The sequence below is a fragment of the Umezawaea sp. NPDC059074 genome, assembly GCF_042738955.1.
Taxonomy (GTDB): domain Bacteria; phylum Actinomycetota; class Actinomycetes; order Mycobacteriales; family Pseudonocardiaceae; genus Umezawaea.
The window spans coordinates 17,153-35,907 of sequence record NZ_JBHYHC010000025.1; the positions used below are offsets into that span (position 1 = coordinate 17,153).

At 70.6% G+C, this 18,755-nt stretch carries 18 protein-coding genes and 1 pseudogene; 8 read left to right on the forward strand and 11 right to left on the reverse strand.

The window, feature by feature from the left end; all coding sequences use genetic code 11:
• Positions 1–2: 2 nt before the first annotated feature.
• Positions 3–509 (reverse strand): MarR family winged helix-turn-helix transcriptional regulator, encoded by a 507-nt coding sequence (locus ACFWW9_RS14205; RefSeq protein WP_390376281.1) that lies wholly within the window; start codon positions 507–509, stop codon positions 3–5.
• A 54-nt stretch (positions 510–563) separates the two neighbouring features.
• Between ACFWW9_RS14205 and ACFWW9_RS14210 the strand changes: the two genes are divergently transcribed.
• From ACFWW9_RS14210 to ACFWW9_RS14220, 3 genes are read left to right on the forward strand one after another with little or no spacing between them, the layout of a single operon-like run.
• Positions 564–1,583, forward strand: a complete 1,020-nt coding sequence (locus tag ACFWW9_RS14210) for an LLM class flavin-dependent oxidoreductase (RefSeq protein WP_390376284.1) — start codon at positions 564–566, stop codon at positions 1,581–1,583.
• 25 nt (positions 1,584–1,608) lie between these two features.
• The gene (locus ACFWW9_RS14215) at positions 1,609–2,586 is read left to right on the forward strand and encodes an aldo/keto reductase (protein ID WP_390376287.1); all 978 of its coding nucleotides are present in this window, start codon (positions 1,609–1,611) and stop codon (positions 2,584–2,586) included.
• A gap of 37 nt (positions 2,587–2,623) precedes the next feature.
• Positions 2,624–5,188, forward strand: a complete 2,565-nt coding sequence (locus ACFWW9_RS14220; RefSeq protein ID WP_390376289.1) for a helix-turn-helix transcriptional regulator — start codon at positions 2,624–2,626, stop codon at positions 5,186–5,188.
• 374 nt (positions 5,189–5,562) lie between these two features.
• Here ACFWW9_RS14220 and ACFWW9_RS14225 read toward each other — a convergent pair whose 3' ends face one another.
• The 3 genes from ACFWW9_RS14225 to ACFWW9_RS14235 form a co-directional block, all read right to left on the reverse strand.
• A complete protein-coding gene (locus ACFWW9_RS14225) occupies positions 5,563–6,339 on the reverse strand; it encodes an alpha/beta fold hydrolase (protein WP_390376290.1) in 777 nt (258 codons plus the stop codon).
• A gap of 140 nt (positions 6,340–6,479) precedes the next feature.
• Positions 6,480–7,148, reverse strand: coding sequence for a response regulator (locus tag ACFWW9_RS14230; RefSeq protein ID WP_390376293.1), 669 nt, complete (start codon positions 7,146–7,148; stop codon positions 6,480–6,482).
• Positions 7,136–8,278: a sensor histidine kinase gene (locus ACFWW9_RS14235; RefSeq protein WP_390376296.1), complete on the reverse strand. Its 1,143-nt coding sequence runs from the start codon at positions 8,276–8,278 to the stop codon at positions 7,136–7,138. Before ACFWW9_RS14235 ends, ACFWW9_RS14230 begins: the two co-directional genes overlap by 13 nt.
• A 137-nt stretch (positions 8,279–8,415) precedes the next feature.
• Between ACFWW9_RS14235 and ACFWW9_RS14240 the strand changes: the two genes are divergently transcribed.
• On the forward strand, positions 8,416–8,676 hold the full coding sequence (locus ACFWW9_RS14240) for a hypothetical protein (RefSeq protein WP_390376299.1): 261 nt from the start codon (positions 8,416–8,418) through the stop codon (positions 8,674–8,676).
• Between the two features lie 54 nt (positions 8,677–8,730).
• On the forward strand, positions 8,731–9,150 hold the full coding sequence (locus ACFWW9_RS14245; RefSeq protein WP_390376302.1) for a nitroreductase family deazaflavin-dependent oxidoreductase: 420 nt from the start codon (positions 8,731–8,733) through the stop codon (positions 9,148–9,150).
• Here ACFWW9_RS14245 and ACFWW9_RS14250 read toward each other — a convergent pair.
• The 4 genes from ACFWW9_RS14250 to ACFWW9_RS14265 form a co-directional block, all read right to left on the reverse strand.
• Complete coding sequence (locus ACFWW9_RS14250) at positions 9,137–11,236, reverse strand: putative bifunctional diguanylate cyclase/phosphodiesterase (protein ID WP_390376305.1); 2,100 nt, start codon at positions 11,234–11,236, stop codon at positions 9,137–9,139. The two genes, ACFWW9_RS14245 and ACFWW9_RS14250, sit on opposite strands and share 14 nt — an antisense overlap.
• Positions 11,237–11,841: 605 nt before the next feature.
• Complete coding sequence (locus ACFWW9_RS14255; RefSeq protein ID WP_390376308.1) at positions 11,842–12,048, reverse strand: hypothetical protein; 207 nt, start codon at positions 12,046–12,048, stop codon at positions 11,842–11,844.
• Between the two features lie 138 nt (positions 12,049–12,186).
• Entirely contained in the window at positions 12,187–12,657 is a 471-nt protein-coding gene (locus ACFWW9_RS14260) for an SRPBCC family protein (protein ID WP_390376311.1), read from the reverse strand.
• 70 nt (positions 12,658–12,727) lie between these two features.
• The gene (locus ACFWW9_RS14265) at positions 12,728–13,762 is read right to left on the reverse strand and encodes an aldo/keto reductase (protein ID WP_390376448.1); all 1,035 of its coding nucleotides are present in this window, start codon (positions 13,760–13,762) and stop codon (positions 12,728–12,730) included.
• A 99-nt stretch (positions 13,763–13,861) separates the two neighbouring features.
• Here ACFWW9_RS14265 and ACFWW9_RS14270 point away from each other — a divergent pair, with 99 nt between their 5' ends.
• Positions 13,862–14,431: a TetR/AcrR family transcriptional regulator gene (locus tag ACFWW9_RS14270; RefSeq protein WP_390376314.1), complete on the forward strand. Its 570-nt coding sequence runs from the start codon at positions 13,862–13,864 to the stop codon at positions 14,429–14,431.
• A gap of 1 nt (position 14,432) precedes the next feature.
• On the opposite strand, the gene ACFWW9_RS14275 is transcribed toward ACFWW9_RS14270, so the two are convergent.
• Positions 14,433–15,434 carry a hypothetical protein gene (locus ACFWW9_RS14275; RefSeq protein WP_390376317.1) on the reverse strand — a complete coding sequence of 334 codons (1,002 nt, stop codon included), beginning with the start codon at positions 15,432–15,434 and terminating at the stop codon, positions 14,433–14,435.
• A gap of 275 nt (positions 15,435–15,709) precedes the next feature.
• Between ACFWW9_RS14275 and ACFWW9_RS14280 the strand changes: the two genes are divergently transcribed.
• The gene (locus ACFWW9_RS14280) at positions 15,710–16,213 is read left to right on the forward strand and encodes a GNAT family N-acetyltransferase (protein WP_390376319.1); all 504 of its coding nucleotides are present in this window, start codon (positions 15,710–15,712) and stop codon (positions 16,211–16,213) included.
• A 2-nt stretch (positions 16,214–16,215) separates the two neighbouring features.
• On the opposite strand, the gene ACFWW9_RS14285 is transcribed toward ACFWW9_RS14280, so the two are convergent.
• Positions 16,216–16,872 carry a response regulator gene (locus tag ACFWW9_RS14285; RefSeq protein ID WP_390376322.1) on the reverse strand — a complete coding sequence of 219 codons (657 nt, stop codon included), beginning with the start codon at positions 16,870–16,872 and terminating at the stop codon, positions 16,216–16,218.
• Positions 16,869–17,957 (reverse strand): sensor histidine kinase, encoded by a 1,089-nt coding sequence (locus tag ACFWW9_RS14290; RefSeq protein ID WP_390376325.1) that lies wholly within the window; start codon positions 17,955–17,957, stop codon positions 16,869–16,871. The genes ACFWW9_RS14285 and ACFWW9_RS14290 overlap by 4 nt, the downstream gene beginning before the upstream one ends.
• A 142-nt stretch (positions 17,958–18,099) precedes the next feature.
• Here ACFWW9_RS14290 and ACFWW9_RS14295 point away from each other — a divergent pair.
• Positions 18,100–18,753 (forward strand): annotated as a pseudogene (locus ACFWW9_RS14295) (ABC transporter ATP-binding protein); the annotation flags it as partial.
• Positions 18,754–18,755 lie beyond the last annotated feature (2 nt).

Genomic DNA, 18,755 nt, shown 5'->3' on the forward strand with positions numbered 1-18,755 from the left:
GGTCACTCCACGGGGCGCGGGCGCGCGGCGGCGGGCGGCCACTCGCCGCCGGGGTCGAGCTTGGCCAGGATCGACGTCGAGATGACCGACAGCTGCTCCTGCTGCTCGGGGGTCAACGCGTCGAACACCAGTTCCTGCACCGTCTTCACGTACCCCGGCGCCGCGTCGACCAGCACCTCGAACCCGGCGTCGGTCAGCCGCGCCCTGGTGACGCGCCCGTTCTCCGCGCTGGGGCAGCGGCTGACCCAGCCCTTCTTCTCCAGCCGGGTCACCACGTGCGACATCCGCGACAGCGACGCGTTGCTCAACGACGCCAGGTCGCTCATCGACAGCGTGCGGTCCGACGTCTCGGAGAGCACGCTCAGCACCAGGTACTCGAAGTGGCTGAACCCCGTCCGGCCGCGCATGTCCGCGTCGAGCGCGTAGGGCAGTTTGATGAGCACACCGCTGAGGGCGATCCAGGCAGCCTGCTGGTTCGCTGTGAGCCAACGGGGTGTCTCTGCGGTCATCTTCCCAGCGTACATCGCGGTTGAAGCGTCAAGCTTGTGCGTTATCGTCGGGTCATGGAGATCGGCGTGTTCACCTTCGTGGAGCTGACCGAGGACCCGCACACCGGGCAGGTGGTCAGCGCCCGGCAGCGGGTGCGCGACGTCATCGAGCTCGGCGAGCTGGCGGACCAGGCCGGGCTGTCGGTGTTCGGCATCGGCGAGCACCACCGGTCCGACTTCGCCGCCAACTCGCCCGCCGTGCTGCTGTCGGCCATCGCCGCGCGCACCGAGGACATCCGCCTGACCAGCGCCGTCACCGTCCTCAGTTCGGCCGACCCGGTGTCGGTGTTCGAGGACTTCACCGCGCTCGACCTGGTCAGCGGCGGCCGCGCCGAGGTGATGGCCGGGCGTGGCGCGTTCACCGAGTCGTTCCCCCTCTTCGGCTACCGGCTGGAGGACTACGACGCCCTGTTCGAGGAGAAGGTCGACCTCCTGCTCCGCCTCCGCGACAACGCCGAGGTGACGTGGTCCGGCCGCTTCCGACCCCCGCTGCACGCGCAGGAGGTCTACCCGCGCCCGGTGCAGGACCGGCTGCCGGTGTGGATCGGCGTCGGCGGCACCGTGCAGTCCGTCGTGCGCGCGGGTCGCCTCGGCACGCCCATGGCGTTGGCCATCATCGGCGGCAGGCCCCGCCAGTTCGTCCCGCTGGCCCAGCTCTACCGGACCACCGCCGCCGAGGCAGGCCACGCCGAGGCGCCGATCGCGATCACGTCGCACACGTTCGTCGGCGACACCTCGCAGGCCGCCGCCGACACCTTCTTCGACCACTACCGCACCTACCTGCACACGGTGTCGCGCGGCCGGTTCCGCATCGACCGCGCGGGCTACGAGGCGGGCCGCGGCCTGGAGGGCGCGCTGTTCGTGGGCAGCCCCGAGCAGATCGTGGAGAAGATCCTCCACCAGCACGAGCTGTTCGGGCACCAGCGGTTCCTCGCCCAGATCAGCCTGGGTAGCGTCCCGCACGCCGACGCGATGCGCGGCATCGAGCTGCTCGGCTCGAAGGTGCTGCCCGCGGTGCGCGCGGCGCTGGGCTGAGGCGCGGACGAACGGGAGGCATGGGATGGACTACCTGCGTTTGGGCGGCACGGGGCTCGAGGTGTCCAGGATCGTCCTCGGCTGCATGAGCTTCGGCGATCCCGCGAAGGGCACCCACGAGTGGTCGATGGGGATCGACGAGGCCAGGCCGTTCCTCCGGCAGGCGCTCGAAGCGGGCATCACCACGTTCGACACCGCCAACTCGTACTCGATCGGCTCCAGCGAGGAGATCGTCGGCACGCTGCTCGGCGAGCTGGCCGACCGCTCGGACGTCGTCGTCGCCACCAAGGTCTACAACCGGATGGGTCCCGGCCCCAACGGGTCCGGCCTGTCCCGCGGCGCGATCATGACCCAGGTCGACGCGAGCCTGCGCAGGCTCGGCACGGACTACATCGACCTCTACCAGATCCACCGCTACGACCCGAACACGCCGATCACCGAGACCATGGAGGCGCTGCACGACCTCGTGCGCGCGGGCAAGGTCCGCTACCTCGGCGCGTCCTCGATGTGGACCTGGCAGTTCGCCCAGATGCAGCACGTCGCCGACCTCAACGGGTGGACCAGGTTCGTCTCCATGCAGGACCAGTACAACCTGATCATGCGCGAGGAGGAGCGGGAGATGCACCCGTACTGCCTCGACGAGGGCGTCGGCGTCCTGCCGTGGAGCCCGCTCGCGCGCGGCAGGCTCACCAGGGAGTGGGGCACGACCACGGCCCGCAGCGAGACCGACGTGTTCGGCAAGAAGCTGTACCGGCAGACCGAGGACACCGACCGCAGGGTCGTGGACGCCGTGGGCGCGGTCGCGCAGGAACGCGGTGTCCCGCGCGCCCAGGTCGCGCTCGCGTGGATGCTGCACAAGCCCGCCGTCACCGCCCCGATCGTCGGCGTGACGAAGGACCACCACCTCACCGACGCCGTGGCCGCCGTCGACCTGGCCCTCTCGGACGAGGAGATCACCCGCTTGGAGGAGCACTACGTGCCGCACGCCTCCGAGGCCTTCTGACCGTCTCAACAGGACCCCCGTCGGTACAGTCGGCCGGGTGAGCACCGAGACCGCCTCCCACCCGCTGCGCGGCCGCTCGACCGAACTGGGCACGGCACTCCGCGCACTGCGCGCGGGCACCCTCGTGGTGGTCCGGGGCGAGCCCGGCATCGGCAAGACCGCCTTCGTCCGCGAGGTCGTGGAACAAGCTCGCCGCCAGGGCCGGGCCGTGGGCACCTCGACGGCCCGGCCTGGCGACGACGTCACCCCACTCGCGTCACTGGGCCCGGCCCTCCGCTCCGGCCCGGACCCCGCCCTCACCTCGACCGACTTCCTCGCCCTGGCCCCCCTCACCGCCCAACCCCTCTGGCTGGCCGAACACCTGGCCGCCCTCCTGGAACGCCGAGCGGAACGCGACCCCCTGCTCCTCGTCCTCGACGACGCCCAGTGGGCAGACCCGCTCAGCACCTTCGCACTCCGCGTCCTGGTACCCCGCCTGGCGGCCAGCCCCATCACCTGGCTCCTGGCGACCAGGGAGGTCGACAACGGCCCCGTCGACCACGTCCTCGCCAACACCGACCACGCCACGTGCATCGCCCTGCCCCCGCTGTCCGACTCGGCGGCCTCCGAGATCGCCAAGGACCACCTGGGTCACCGAGCGGACCAGGACCTGACCCGCAGACTGCACAGCGCGGCAGGCATCCCGTTCCTGCTGGTCCAACTCCTCACGGGCATCCTCGACCCGACAGCGGGCAGCCTGTCCGACGGCATCCGCCGCCGCACCGCCACCACCTCGGACGACTGCCGCGCCCTGCTCCGCACCGGCGCGGTCCTGGGCACCGCGTTCACCCTCACCGACGCCGCCGAACTCCTCGACCGCCCACCAACCACCCTGACGGACCCCCTCCGCGAAGCCATCCGCGCAGGCCTCCTGACGGACAACGGCACCACCGTCACCTTCCGCCACGACCTCCTCCGCCAGGCCGTCTACGACGACATCCCCCCATCGGCCCGCGCGGCAGTGCACCGCACCTTCGTGGACCACCTCCTGACCACCGGCAGAGGCCACGCGGAAGCGGCCCCCCACATCCTCGCCACCGCCACCCCCGGCGACACCAAAGCGGTGGACGTCCTCCGCCGAGCAGCACACGAAATCCTCGGCACCATGGCCATCACGTCGATGCACCTCATCCGCGAGGCCTTCGCACTCCTGGACCAGGACGACCCCCTCTGGGGCGAGGTGGGCCAGGACGTCATCTCGATCCTCGTCACCGCCCGCCACCACCAGGACGCCGCAACGTTCTCCCACCACCTCCTGGCAGGCCCCCTCACCCCGGACCAACAGGCAACGGTCCACCTCCTCCTGGCCCCGTGGCGCTTCGCCACCAACCAGCACGAGACCCTCACCACCACCCCGGACCCCCGCACCAGCCCACCACTCCACACCCGCCTCCAAGCCTTCCGCGCAGCCGCCTTGGGCACCCCCACCACAGAAATCCCCGACGACCCGGTAGCGGCAGCCATCACCTACGCGGCAGCAGCCCGCCAGGCAGACCACAACGACGACCACCGCACAGCCGTAGAGCTGTACACCAAAGCCCTCACCCAAGCGACGTCCGCCGAACACGACCTGGGCTGCCCTTCCCCGATGTTCCTCGGCCTACGCCGAGCAGTAGCCCTCTCCCACCTGGACGACTTCCAGACCGCACGCGAATGGCTCGACCAAGCCTCCACAACGGACTCCTGGCAATCAGCCCGCCTGGCCTGGCTCCGCGCCCACCTGAACCTGGGCGAGGGCAACATCACCGAGGCCCGCACAGCCGCCAAGGACGCGGTCAGACTGATGGACGACCTCCTGGACCACGCACTGCACAACGAGGTCCACCACATCCTCGTCACCACAGCACTGCTCCAGGGCGACCTCCCAGCAGCAAGAACCCACCTGGCCACAGCAGAACACCACAACGGCCACAACCCGTTGCTACGAGCCTTGATCGACACCTCGGAGTCCCTTGTGGACCTCGTGGAAAACACCGAAATCCCGTGGAAAGCAGACTTCCTGCTCCAAGCCTTCCCAGCCCCCACAGCAGCAAAGGCCCTAGCAACCCTCGCCACCCGCACCCCAGGCGTACCCAGCCTGGACGGCGCAGCAGCCCTAGCGGCAGGCGACCACACCAAGGCCCTGAAACTCCTCCAAGCATCCCCACGCCCACTCCTCCTGGCCCGCGCAGAGGAGGAACACGGCAAAGCACTCCTGGATTCGGACCGCCCCACGGCAATCACCTTCCTGGACCAGTCCCGAGACCGCTACGCAGCCCTGGAAGCCACAGCCCCGGCAGCACGAGTGCAACGAATCCTGCACGCCACAGGAGCCCGCCGCCGCCGCTGGTCCCCAACACCAAAACGCCCGGAAACAGGCTGGGACGCCCTCACCACCACAGAACGCCGCATAGCGCTACTAGTGGCAGCAGGCCACACCAACCGCTCAGCAGCAGAAGAACTAGTGGTCTCACCCAGCACAGTAGGCACCCACCTACGAGCGGTCTTCACCAAACTGGAAATCAATTCCCGAGTACAACTGACTCGCTTGGTCCTCCAACGAGAAACCCCGCCCACTCCCTAACAGGAGCAGGCGGGGCACCAAGCAAAGACGAGCAACCCACAGGACCAACCTGGCTCGCACACGACCCACATGACTGGCCTGGCCAACCCGTCACCACAAGCATGACCACCAGCCCTAGAGCCGCACTAGACCCCAAGCTGACCCACCCGGCCACGTGACCACTCGGCCACGCAGACCTTCACACTTTCCCACCGCACTTCAAACAAAAGCACGCAACCAGGGCGGCGCCCAGACCCCCGGCCTCACCCCGATCCTGAGCGCCCTTCGTGCTTTTCCGTCTTTGTCAAGGCGTCTTTCCAGCCTTGACAAAGACGGAAAAGCATCGAAATAATCGCGCGATCGGGGTGAAGCCACCTCTCCAAAGACCCTCACCCCTACCTCCCCCGAGCAGCCTTCTCGATCACCGAAGCAACAACCTCGGGATGCGACACAGGCAGGTCATGCGCAGACCGAACCTCCACCGTCCAAGCCCCAGCCCGCCTGGCCATGAACCTCTCAGCATCAGCCGGAATAGCCTTGTCCTCCGTGGCAACAATCGCGTAGTCAGGCACAGAAGCAGGCGCCGTAGCCGCAGCCGCTTCCCCCAACACAGCCCCCACCACAGGCCGCTGAGCAGCAGCCATCACCGCAGCGTCCCGAGCAGACCGATCCCCGGCGAACACCGCCCGAAAACTCTCCTTCTTCACGTACAGATCCCCACCCACGGTCCGAGTCGTATCCGGCCCCAACAACGACCCGGGGAACTGCGCGTTCAACTGCCCCAACGACTCCCCGGCCACCGGGATGAACGCCGCCGCGTACACCAACGCCTTGACTCCAGGCACCTGAGCGGCAACCTGACTGATCACCGCACCCCCGTACGAATGCCCGACCAACACCACGGGCCCACCCACACTCCGCACCACATCAGCCACGTACGCCGAATCGGAAGCCAACTCCCGCAACGGCACAGCAGGCGCGACAACGTCGTACCCATCCCGCTGCAACCGCTCGATGACCCCGTTCCAACTGGACCCGTCAGCGAACGCCCCGTGCACCAACACCACAGTCGGCTTGGCAGCAACAGCCACCGGCGAGGCAGACGCCCCAACCACCGACACCCCCATCACAGCCACAGCACCCACAACAGCCGCGATCTTCCGAAACCTCACAACGCTCTCCCTCAGCAGAACCGGTCAAGTTCCACCATCGAACGCCGCGCCCCCCACGAAACCCATCGCACGAACACCGGAACCCCACGAGCCCCAGCCCGCCTCACCCGCACCTTTCCCTCACCCGTTCACACGAGGCCTCACTCCAGCAACCCAGCGTCATGCACCAACAACGCGATCTGCACCCGGTTGTTCAAATCCAGCTTCGTCAACACACTCGACACGTGCGTCTTCACCGTGGGCACGCTGATGTGCAACGCACTCCCGATCTCCGCGTTCGACCGCCCCCTCCCCACCTCCATGGCTACTCCCCGCTCCCGAGCGTTCAACAACCCCAACCGCCCCAACGCCACGTCCCGCCGCCGATCCTGCCCACTCTCCGCGACCCGAGCCATCAACCGCCGGGTAACGGCGGGCGACAACACCGGCAACCCCCGAGCCACCTGCCGCACCGCCTCCACGATCTCCCAAGGCGGCGTGTCCTTCAGCAGGAACCCGGCCGCCCCAGCCCGCAACGCCCGCAACACGTGCTGATCCGCGTCGAACGTCGTCAACACGATCACCTCCGGAGCCCGCCCCCGAGCCCGCAACGCCTCGGTGGCCGCCAACCCGTCCACCACCGGCATCCGGATGTCCATCAACACCACGTCCGGCACCAGCCGATCGACCAGCGCCAGCACCTTCGACCCGTCCCCGGCCTCTCCGACGATCCGCAGGTCCGGAGCCCCACCCAACATCATCACCAACCCGGCCCGCACCAACGGATCGTCGTCGACGATGAGCACCTTGATCTCGGTCACGTCGGCCACGGTAGCCACGCCTCGACCCGCCACCCACCCGCCCCGGTAGGCCCGTGTTCCAACGTTCCCCCCGCCAACGCCACCCTCTCCGCCAACCCCAACAACCCGCGCCCTTCCGCACCGGGAGAAGCCGCCAAAACAGACCTCCCGTTGACCACCGCCACCGTGATCCCAGCCTCACCAGACCCCGACACCGAAACGTCCACTTCGGACCCAGGCGCATGCCTCCGAGCGTTCGTCAAACTCTCCTGCACGATCCGGTACACCGCCCGACCGGTCGTGTCCGGCACCTCCCCGACCACCGAGGACCGCAACGACACCGGCATGTTCGCCCCAGCCGACTCCTCCACCAACAGCGCCAGATCGGCGAACGTCGGCTGCGGCAGCTCCCCGACCGGCGCTCGCAACACCCCGATCACCTCGCGCAGGTCCTGCAACGCCTGGTGCGAGTTCTCCCGGATCACCTTCGCCGCGCGAGCGATGTCCGCGGCGGGCGCGTCCGGCCGGTACTCCAGCGCCCCGGCGTGCACGCTCAGCAGCGACAACCGGTGCCCCAGCACGTCGTGGATCTCCCGCGCGATGGCTTCCCGCACCTCGTGCTGCACCTGTTCGGCCCGCAGGTGCGCTTCCGTCTCGGCCCGCGCCGCCCGGTCCCGCAGCGTCACGATGAGCTGCCGCCGGTGGTGGATGAACAGCCCCCACCCGATCGCCGCTCCTTGCAGGGCGATGCCGAACGCGAGCAGCAGCTGGAACGGGATCTCGGGTTCGGGCCGGATCACGACCGACAGCACCGTCGTCGGCAGGAACACCGCGAACACGGTCATCGTGACCCGCGGCGGCCGGTGGATGGCGAGGGTGAACAGCGCGATCAGCATCGCCAGCGCGGACAGCTCGGCGAACGCCGCGAAGATGAGCACGAGCGCGGCGAACTGCACCGGCCAGCGCCTCCGCCACCACAGCCCGACGGAGGCGATCACCCAGGTCGTGACGTCCACGGGGAACAGCCACGCCGGGTCGGGCAGCCACCCGTTGACCAGGCGGTCCCCGCCGATCACGACGCCGAAAAGCACCGACGCCAGGAACAGCGTGATGTCCACGGCCCAGTCCCGCGGGGTGCGCCGACGCGCCGAACCTTCCATGGGCCCGAACGTACCGACCGCGTTCGCCGTTCTCGTGCGTTCGATACCTAAGTCGGACTTTTCGGCTACTTGGGTACGAGCCGACCCAGCCCGACGGACGATCCCGGACCGGGAGACGGCCGGCTAACGTCGGACCCATGCGCAAAGCCCTCGAACTGGTGGGTGTCGTCCTGCTCGCGCTGGGTGTCAGCGGCACGATCGACCACCTGGCGTTCCAGCCGTTCTTCGGCTTCCTGCTCAACTCCGTGAACCGCTTCGTCATCCCGCGGTTCGACTTCCTGGTGGGCTACGAGCTGTACGCGAACCTCGCCGTGGCCGCGCTCGGCGGGCTCGTGCTGCTCGCCGCCGCCGGGTTGACACGGGAGGACGAGAACGGGTCGAATGGCGATGTCGCGTGACGTCGGTGAAGCGAACGCCGACTCATGGAGGCACCGTCTCGGGAGTCCGATCCCTTGAGCTACGCAGACTTCACCCGTCAGGTCATCGAAGAGTTCCGCGCCAACGGCGGTCGGGTGGGTGGTCCGTTCGAGGCCGCCGACCTGGTCCTGCTCACCACCACCGGAGCCAGGTCCGGTAGGCCCCACACCGTTCCGCTCGGCGTCGTCCACGACGGCGAGCGCCTGCTGGTCGTCGGTTCCGCGGGGGGCGCGCCCCGGCATCCGGCCTGGTACCACAACGTCCTCGCCCATCCGGGGGTGACGGTCGAGCACGGCGACGAGGTGTTCGCCGCGCACGCCGAACCCGCTGAGGGAGCCGACCGCGACCGCTTGTTCGCCCTGGTCGTGTCCGTCGCGCCCGGCTACGCCGACTACCAGCGGTCCACGACCAGGACCCTGCCGGTCGTGGTGCTGCGGCGGGTCACCCCGCCGTGAACGCCCCCTGAGCCACGTCCGCGCCCACGCACCGCCACCACTCGGCCTGCTCGGGGGTGTCGACGCCGTCGACGATCACCGTCGTCCCGGTCCGGCGCACGACGGCCAGCACCTCCCGCAGCGCCGCCGTGACCAGGGAGTCCTCACCCGCGTGCCGGGCCTGCCTGCGCACCAGCCGCCGGGCGATCCGGACCGCCCGCACGGGGAGGTCCTCCAGGTGCGCGAGGTCGGCGGGGCAGGTGCCGAAGTCCAGGATCTCCGTCGCCACGCCCGCGCCCGCCAGCAGTCGCAGGTTCTCCGCCGCCTCGCCGCCGTCCTGGGCGAGCGCGGCGGCGGGGATCCCGAGCCACAGCCGGTCGGCGGGCAGCCCGGTGTCGTCCAGGACGCCCAGCACCCGGCCGAGCAGGTCGGGGTCGGACGCCTGGTTCGGCGTGAGCCCGACGTGCGGCGGCGGGGAGTCGGCCAGGTCGGCGCGCCGCCGTTCCGCGTCGCGGCAGGCGGACCCGAGCAGCCAGCCGCCCAGCGGCAGGATCAGCCCGGTCTCCTCGGCCAGTTCCGCGCACCGCTCGTGCGGCAGCAGGCCGCGGTACGGGTGCTCCCACGACAGCACCGCGTCCAGGCCGACGACCTCGCCGTCCGCGAGCCGCACCAGCGGCCGGTGCTCCACGCTGAGCTGGCCGTTCTCCCACGCGCCCGGCAGCGACACGGCGAGGCCGAACACCTCGCGGTCGCGGTCGTCCTGGAACGGGTCGAACAGCGCCCACTGCGCGCGGCCGTTGCGCTTCGCCCTGGCCAGCGTCATCTCCGCGGCCTCCAGCAGCGACGCCGCGTCCATCCCGGCGGGCGGCCGGTCCACGACGCCGATGCTCGCGGGCGACGCGACGGCGTGCCCGCCGACGTAGACCGGCTCGGACAGCTCCTCGTTGATCCGCCGCACGGTCGTCGCCGCGTCCGGCGTGGTGGGGGAGTTCTCGACCAGCACGGCGAACTCGTCCGCGCCGAACCGCGCGACCATCGCGTCCTCGCCCTCGAACAGCCCCTCCAGCCTGTGCGCGACGCTGTCCAGCAGCAGATCACCCACCCGGCGGCCCAGGCCGTGCGTGATCAGCGAGAACGCGTCCAGGTCCAGGTGGTACAGGGTGATGCCGGTCGACGGGGACGCGTGCCGCACCACCCGTTCCAGGCTGGTGGTGAAGTACTGCCGGTTCGGCAGCCGGGTCAGCATGTCGTGCAGCGCCTGGTGGTTGAGCTGGCCGTGCAGCAGGTTCAGCTCGGTGCGGTCCTCCACCACGACGACGAACCGGCCGGTCGGCCCCGCGCCGCCCGGCGCGGTCACCGTCACCGTGGCCCACGCGCTGTCGCCGTCCTTGCGCAGCAACCGCAACTCGCACTGCACGCGGTGCGCCGCCCCGGTCACGAGCGTGGCGTAGGCGTCCCGGAGCTGCCGCTCCTCCGCGGGGCGGACGAGGTCGAACAGCGACAGGCCGTCCATCTCGTCCCGCGTGTGGCCGAGGATCTCGCCCAGCACGTCGTTGGCGCGCAAGAAGGTTCCGTCCCGGTCGGTCAGCACGATCCCGTTGACCGAGTTCTCGACCACGTCCTCGAACTCGGCCTCGACCGCCCGCGCCTGCCGCCGCGACTCGTGCAGGGCCTTGAGCAGCGCCTGGCTCATGCTCTCCTGCTGCTCCATGGTCGAGATCCGCAGCGCCTCGGTGTACCCGGCGGCCAACGAGCCGAGGACCAGCACGATCCGCTCGGCGCGCTTGGCCGCACCGGGTAACTCCAGCAGCCCCCTGCCGAGGACCTCCATGGTCACCTGGAGGCTCTGCGCGCCGGTGCAGCCCCAGGCCACGAGGTCGCGGCCCGTCGACCGCACGCGGTCCTCCGCGAGCCGCTCGGCGAGCACCGCGTCGACCAGCCGGTCCACGACGTGCTCCAGCCGGAGCCGGAACGCGGCGTTCTCCAGGGGGATGAAAGCGGTCCCGTCCAGCGAATTCGCCCACGCGCGGGCCAGTTTCACCCGGTGGCCCGAACGGGTGCGGGACGAGGACACGGGCAATGACGTCGACGGTATCGGCGCCGTCATGCGGGCGCACCGGAGGAGTCGACGTCGCGGTACATAGGCAGCGAAAGAAAAAGTGTTCCCACAGTGCACCTCGGTGTTCATACCCGTGCCCAGCAAAAAGGTACCTGTGCGCATGGCACCTGGCCAATGGTGAAGTGATCGACGTTATTCGGATCAGCTCGGGGAAGTGGTCCACCCCCACGTCCCGGCGGTCCGGGACTCCAGAGGTCGCGTCTCATTTGGCGTTCGGACGCCGGTCACGTTGTCGCTGGTCAGCGCAATAGTACGGAGATCGCGGCAGGTCAGCCGGGTGGCGTCGGGCACGCCGACGTGATCGGTCCGCGATCGTGCGGAATGCGGTGTCCTTCCCACCGGAAGGCCCCTCTTCCCGTGCACGTTTCGCGAAATCGACACCCACAACGGTGTTTTCGGACAACGCCCCGCGTGAACGTTCACGTCCGCCACCTGCGGCTCGACCGAAAATGCGGCGAGCGGCAGCGCGGAAACAGTCAGGAAGGACATGGCGATCGCACCTTGCGGCTGGCTCCCGAGATTTCCGATGACGGCGAAGCGTGCATGCTACAACCGGACCAACGAGTTATCCGAGCGGGTGCATCGGACCTCGATCAGTCACCGAACACCACCGCCGACCGGTGCGGCCAGGACTCCAGGTCACCGGTAACGGAGGGGTACTCGTCGAGGAAGTTCGGCCAGTCGACCGGCCACGCCGGCACCGACTCCGCGGTGAACTCCTCGGCCCCCCACTCGGGGTTGGCGCGCAGCAGCGCACGGGTTGGGTCGAGGGGGACCGGCACGTGCTCGGCCAGCAGCACGGCGTCCGGTCGACGACCAGGCTCCCGTTCCGGCCGAACGCGGTGTCGACGGTCGGCGCGAGCGGTTTCCCGGCCACCCGAGGAACTACCGGGGGCGACTGCTCGGGTTTCGGCGCGCGGTGGGCCGTTCGGTCTACGTCAGAGCGCCTGCCCCGTCTCCAGCAGCGACTTCAGGCTCGACAGGATCAGCGGCCAGCCCTCGGAGATGCCCGCGTGCACGGTGCTCTCGGGCTCGAACCCGTCGTGCGTCACGGTCAGCTTGACGATCTTCTCGTGCGGCGCCACGTCGAACGCGACCTTCGACCGCGGTTCCTCCGCCATCGCCGCGACCACCTCGGGGTTCATCCCGTGCACCTCGCCGAACTCCGGCGTGAACGTGTGCCACGTGTACGCCAACCGGTACGGCGGCTCGGCTTCCAGCACCACCTGCGCCGGGTCCACGGTCTTGAGCCCGCCCTCGGTCCAGCTCATCGACGCCCCCGGCGTCCACTCGGACTCGAACGTCGCACCCCAGTACCGGCTGGTGAACGCCGGGTCCGTCAACGCCTCCCACAACTCCTCGGCGGTGGTGTTGATGTAGGTCGTGTAGACGAACTCCGTGTTGTCCATCGACAAGCGCTCCCTGCTCCGGTGAGACCGACCCCACCATCGTCGCGGTCACGCGCCCACCTCGCCATGTTCACGCCACGGTGATGACCGGGGTGCGGAAGCCGGGGCCGCCGAGGTGGCGGTCGCGGTTCGCGGCGATCTGCTCGTGCGGCTGGCCGAGGTCGGGGCGGCTCACCTCGTCGAGCAGCGCGTAGTGCTCGTCGGGCAGGTCGAGGTCCAGGGCGGCCAGGTAGCCGTCCAGCTGGTCGACGGTGCGCGGGCCGATGATCGTGACCGCGGGGGTGTTCCACCGCTCGTTGTGCTTGCGCAGCCAGGCGACGGCGACCTGGGCCGGGGGCACGCCGAGGGTGTCGGCCACCTTCAGGAGGGTGTCGATCACGGCGGTCTTGCGGGCGGTGTCCTCGGTGTGGATCACGTTGCCGAACGTGGTGAGCCTGCCCGCGTCGCTCTCGCGGTACTTGCCGGACAGCAGCCCGCCCGCGAGCGGTGACCACTGCGCGCCGCCGAGGCCCAGCGCGTCGGCCATCGGCACGACCTCGCGGTCGGCCGTGCGCTCGACCAGGCTGTACTCGTACTGGACGGCGGCGATGGGGGACAGGCCGCGCAGGTCGGCGAGCGTGGCGGCGCGGGCGGTGCGCCACGCCGGGAAGTTCGACAGGCCGCCGTAGAGGACCTTGCCCGCGCGGACCAGGTCGTCGAGGGTGCGGACGATCTCGTCGACCGGCGTGACGGTGTCCGGGAAGTGCGTCCACAGCAGGTCGAGGTGGTCCGTGCGGAGTCGGCGCAGGCTGGCCTCGACGGCGGTCGTCATGCTGCGGCGGCTGTTGCCGGTGCCGAGGATGGACGGCTCGGTGCCGATGGTGAACTTCGTGGCCACCGTGAACCGGGACCGGGAGTCCTCGAGCAGTTCGCCCAGGACCTCCTCGGACTGGCCGAACTGGTAGCTGTCGGCGGTGTCGATGAACGTCCCGCCCGCCTCGGCGTAGCGGTCCAGGATCCGCCGCGACTCGTCGAGGTCCGCCCCCGTGCCCCAGCGGGTGCCGAACATGCCCGCGCCGAGCGCGTACTCGGGGACGCGCAGTCCGTTGTTGCGACCGAAGGTCATGTGCCGCACGGGGCTCACCTCTCAAGTAGAACGATCGTTGTACTTCATCGACGGTAGCTCACGTCGACGGCGAAGTACAACGATCGGTATACTCGAAGAGTGGCCCGCATCCCCGAAGCCCAACCGCGCGGCGGCCGCGGCGCCCGCGACCGCATCCTCTGGGCGGCGGCGACGCTGTTCTACGAGGAGGGCGTCCACGCGACCGGTGTGGAGCGCCTGACCGACTTCGCGCACGTCTCGAAGCGCACCTTCTACCAGCACTTCCCGAGCAAGAACGCGCTGGTGGCGGAGTACCTGGCGGGTCAGACCTCATCCGCGGAGCAGGGCGTCGACCGCGCCGACCTCACCCCTCGCGAACGCTTGCTGGCGATCTTCGTGGAGCCCGCGGCCGGGCTGGTCCGCGGCTGCGCGTTCCACAACGCGGCCGTCGAGTCGGCCGGGAACCTGCCGGGGGTGGGCGAGGCCGTGGCCGAGCACAAGCGGGCGTTCACCCGGCGGCTGGTCGAGACCGCCGCCGAGGCCGGCGCCGCCGACCCCGAGGAGCTGGGCAGGCGTCTGGCCGTCCTGTTCGAGGGGGCGACGGCGCTGGCCACCTCGCTCGACGACGGGGCCCCCGTGCGGGACGCCCGCGAGATCGCCGAACTGCTGGTCGACGCCGCCCTCCGGTGAGTCAGCTCCCGGTCTGGCCCAGGTGGGCGGTCCACGACGAGTGCCCGCCCACCGGTTCGTCCGCGCAGTCGGCGTGCGCGCACCGGGTTCCGCGGGGTTCCAATACCGTCGGCGGTCTGGGGGCCGCCGTTTCCCGAGGCGTCCAGCGGATTCCGTAATCACGGCCGGGAATGGTGTCGCGGAACGACATCTCGACTTCTCCGACCGAGTTCACGGCCAGCGGTTCACCCTGCTCGCCGAGGGTGGAAACCCCGGTCGGCAAACGGTCCGGGTGGAATCGCACGACGAGGTCGAACCGGTCGCACCGGCGGGACGTGCGGAACTGGTGCACCGGGCGCACCTGGTGAATTCGGGGAATCCGCACGTCGAGTGAGAATTCCTGCGTTTCCCCGGCCATCAGCGGTCGGGGGAGGCGGAGTCCGCCGTCGGTGAGCAGAACGCCGTGCACGACGCGGATGTCGTGGTCGCCGGAGAACTCGCCCCGCGCGGTGACGGGCCACGGGATCTCGTCGACGCCGTCGCGCTCGGCCGCGATCGTCCACCGCTCGGTGCACGCGGGCGCGGCCCCGTCCAGCCTGAGCAGCACGTGGAGCTGCTGGATGTGCCACCCGTCCGGGGCGGCGTCGCGGGCCGCGTGCCTGGACGCGGCCTCGACCAGCCTGGTCAGGCCGTCGTCGATGCGGCGGCGGATGGTGCGCGAGTCGCGGTCGGCCAGGTCGGCGAGCCACTGGATCCGGTGCGCGAGGAACGCGTGCTGCGCGTCCTCGTGCAGGGCGAGCGGCGTCGTGACGGCGAGCCGGAGGTCTTCGGGAAAGGACCGGACCATCGAGTCGACCCAGGTGCGGAGTTTTTCCCTCACCACCTCCGCGCCGTCGAATTCGCCGATTCCGCACACCGCGCGCAATGCCGGGCCGACCAGTCGGTCGATCCCCGGCGCTTGCACTCCGCGGCCACGGCGCAGTGCTTTGAGTTCGCCCATGAGCGTGCTTGATGAGGTGGCCATCGGCCCTCCGTGCGGGGACTGCGCGGTCGGCTAATCCGATACCGCGCCGTGTCGATGTGGCTGGCAGGCTTTCGTCCTTGAAATCCCGCCGGTGTTCTGAGCGCTATGTCGCCGGTCGTGTCGCTCGCGTTACCGATGCGAATTCATCCACGCGAAGTCACCCGATCGAGTCTGTTTACCCGGATTGACGCGGTTTTCCACTTCGGCGGGAATCCACGAATTACCGCCGGTAAATGGCGCGCGCGACGACCGGGCCCCCGGCGAGACTGACCGCCATGACCACCGACCAGTCCTGGGCGTTCGCGCTCGAACCCGTCGACTCCGCCGAGTCCCTCGCCCTCCTCCGGGAGTACCTCGTCGACGTCTCCGACCGCTACTACCGCCTCCACGAGGACCGCGACTCGACGTCCGAGGAGATCGAGCACGGCCTGGCCACCATGCCCAGCGACCACCTCGCACCCCCGACCGGCGTGTTCCTCGTCGGCCGCCACGACGGCGTCGCGGCGGCGTGCGGGGGCCTGAAGGTCCTCGACCCCACGACCGTCGAACTGACCCGCGTCTACGTCCGCCCCGACCGCCGCGGCACCGGCGGCGGCGCCGGGCTGCTGGCGGCCGTCGAGACCGCCGCCCGCGACCTGGGAGCCGAGCGGATCGTCCTGGACACCCGCCTCGACCTCGTGGAGGCCCGCGCGCTGTACCTCAAGAACGGCTACGCCGAGGTCCCGGCCTACTCCGAGGGCCCGTACGCCGAGGTCTGGTACGCCAAGGAGTTGACCTGACCTCACGCCCGCCGGGCGGGCGTGACGAGGCCGGTCTCGTAGCCGATGATCACCAGTTGCACGCGGTCGCGGACGTCGAGCTTGTCGAACAGGTGGCTGAGGTGGGTCTTCACGGTGGCCTGGCTGATGTGCAGCTTGCGGGCGATCTCCGCGTTCGGCAGGCCGCGCGCGACCTCCACCAGCACCTCGCGTTCCCGCGCCGTCACCCCGGCCAGTTCCGGCGCGGGCGGCGGGTTCTCCGGGCTGCGGCAGAACTCCGCGATCAGCCGCCGGGTCACGGTCGGCGCGAGCAGGGCGTCGCCGTCGGCCACGACCCGGATCGCCCGCAGCAGGTCGGCGGGCGGGACGTCCTTGAGCAGGAAGCCGCTCGCGCCCGCCCGCAGCGCGGCGAACACCGACGTGTCCACGTCGAACATCGTCAGCACCAGCACCCGTGACCCGGTGGTGGCGCGGATGATCCGGGTCGCCTCGATGCCGTCCAGGACCGGCATCCGCACGTCCATCAGCACCACGTCCGGCCGGTGCTCGCGGGCCAGTTCCACCGCGTGCGCGCCGTTCTCCGCCTCCCCGACGACGGTCAGCCCCGGCTCGGTCTCCACCAGCACCCGGAAACTGCCCCGCAGCAACGCCTGGTCGTCCGCGATCAGCACCCGGATCACGGTGCCCCGCAAGGGATTCGCGCCCGCACGGCGAAGCCGCCGCCCGGCAGTGGACCAGCGCTGAACGTGCCGCCGTAGAGCGCGACCCGTTCCCGCATCCCGATCAGCCCGTGCCCCTCGGGCGACGGCGCGGTCGTCCGCCCGTCGTCGGTCACGTCGATCCGCAGCTCACCGCCGTCCACCTCGACCACGAGCGCGCACCGGGCGGGCGCGGCGTGCTTGATCACGTTCGTCAGCGCCTCCTGCGCGATCCGGTACGCCGACCGGTCGATCCCCTCGGGCAGCCCGTCGACGTCGTGGATCCGCGCGTCCACCGAGACCCCCGCCGCTTCCGCGCGCGCCACCAGTTCGGGCAGGGCCGCCAACCCGGACGCGGGTTTCAGGTCGGGCTCGTCGACCGGGCCGGACCGCAGCGCGCCGAGCAGGTGCCGCATCTCGGCCAGCGCCGACCGGCTCGCGGTCTCGATCACCCGCAGCGCCTCGCCCGCCTCCTGCGGCCGGACCGCCAGCACATGGTTGGCCACGCCGGCCTTCACCGCGATCACGCCGATGCTGTGCGCCACCACGTCGTGCAGTTCGCGGGCGATCCGCAGCCGTTCCTCGGCCACCGCGCGGGTCGCCAGCCGGTGCGCCGCCCGCGCCGCGTACGCCCGCCGCTCGTGGACCGCCCGCCCCGCCGTCCACGCCATCGCCAGCAGCGCCAGCCCGAGGAACGGGTACACCCCGCCGGGCACCGGCGACCCCACGACCAGGCTCCCGAGCAGCACGACGACACCCGCCGCGCCGATCCGCGCGGTCGGCACGCGCCACGGCCCCGGCCGCGTCACGGCGACCCAGTACAGCGCGAAAGCCGCCGCCAGGAAGGGTTCCCGCACCAGCCCCGCCAGTTCCGCGGCCACCGACACCGCCGCGACGACCCCGAACACCGGCACCGGCCACAGCCTGCGCGCGGCGACCGGGAGCGCCAGCGCCGCGGCGAGCCACAGCGGGCAGGCGAGCACCGCGTACAGCCCCGTCAACGCGACGGCGGCCGCGCAGTCGACCGCCACCAACTCGCCGGGGCGCAGGTGTCGGAAGTCGGCCACCGCGTCACGGTACTGGGCGCGCGCCCGTGCCACCTCCCCCTGGGGAATGACGTCCCGGAGGCGGATTTCCGGCCCCGCCAACGCCTTCCCGGTCGACCGCGGGACCGATGTGCGGGCTCCGCCGCCACGGGAGGCTCGTCCGGTGATCGAGTTGCGACAACTGACCAAGCGCTACGGGCGGACCACCGCCGTGGACGGCCTGACGTTCACCGTGCGACCGGGCCGGGTGACCGGGTTCCTCGGCCCCAACGGCGCGGGCAAGTCGACGACCCTGCGGCTGCTCCTCGGCCTGGACCGTCCCACCCGCGGCGACGCCCTCATCGGCGGCAAGCCCTACCGCGACCTGCCGGAACCCGCGCGGCACGTCGGCGCCCTGCTGGACGCCGGAGCCCGCCAGGACGGCCGCACCGCCCGCAACCACCTCACGTGGCTGGCCCACGCGGCCCGGATCCCGCTGCGCCGGGTGGGGGAGGTGCTGGACCTGGTGGGGCTCGCCGACGTCGCCGACCGGCGCACCCGGACGTTCTCGCTGGGCATGGGCCAACGCCTGGGCCTCGCCGCGGCCCTGCTCGGCGACCCGGAGGTGCTGCTGCTGGACGAGCCGGTCAACGGCCTCGACCCGGAGGGCGTCCGCTGGATCCGGACGCTGCTGCGAGACCTGGCCGGGGAGGGACGGACGGTGTTCGTCTCCAGCCACCTGATGAGCGAGATGGCCGTCACTGCCGACCACCTGGTCGTCATCGGCCGCGGCAGGCTGCTCGCCGACACCGGCACGGCAGAGTTCGTCGACCGCGCCGA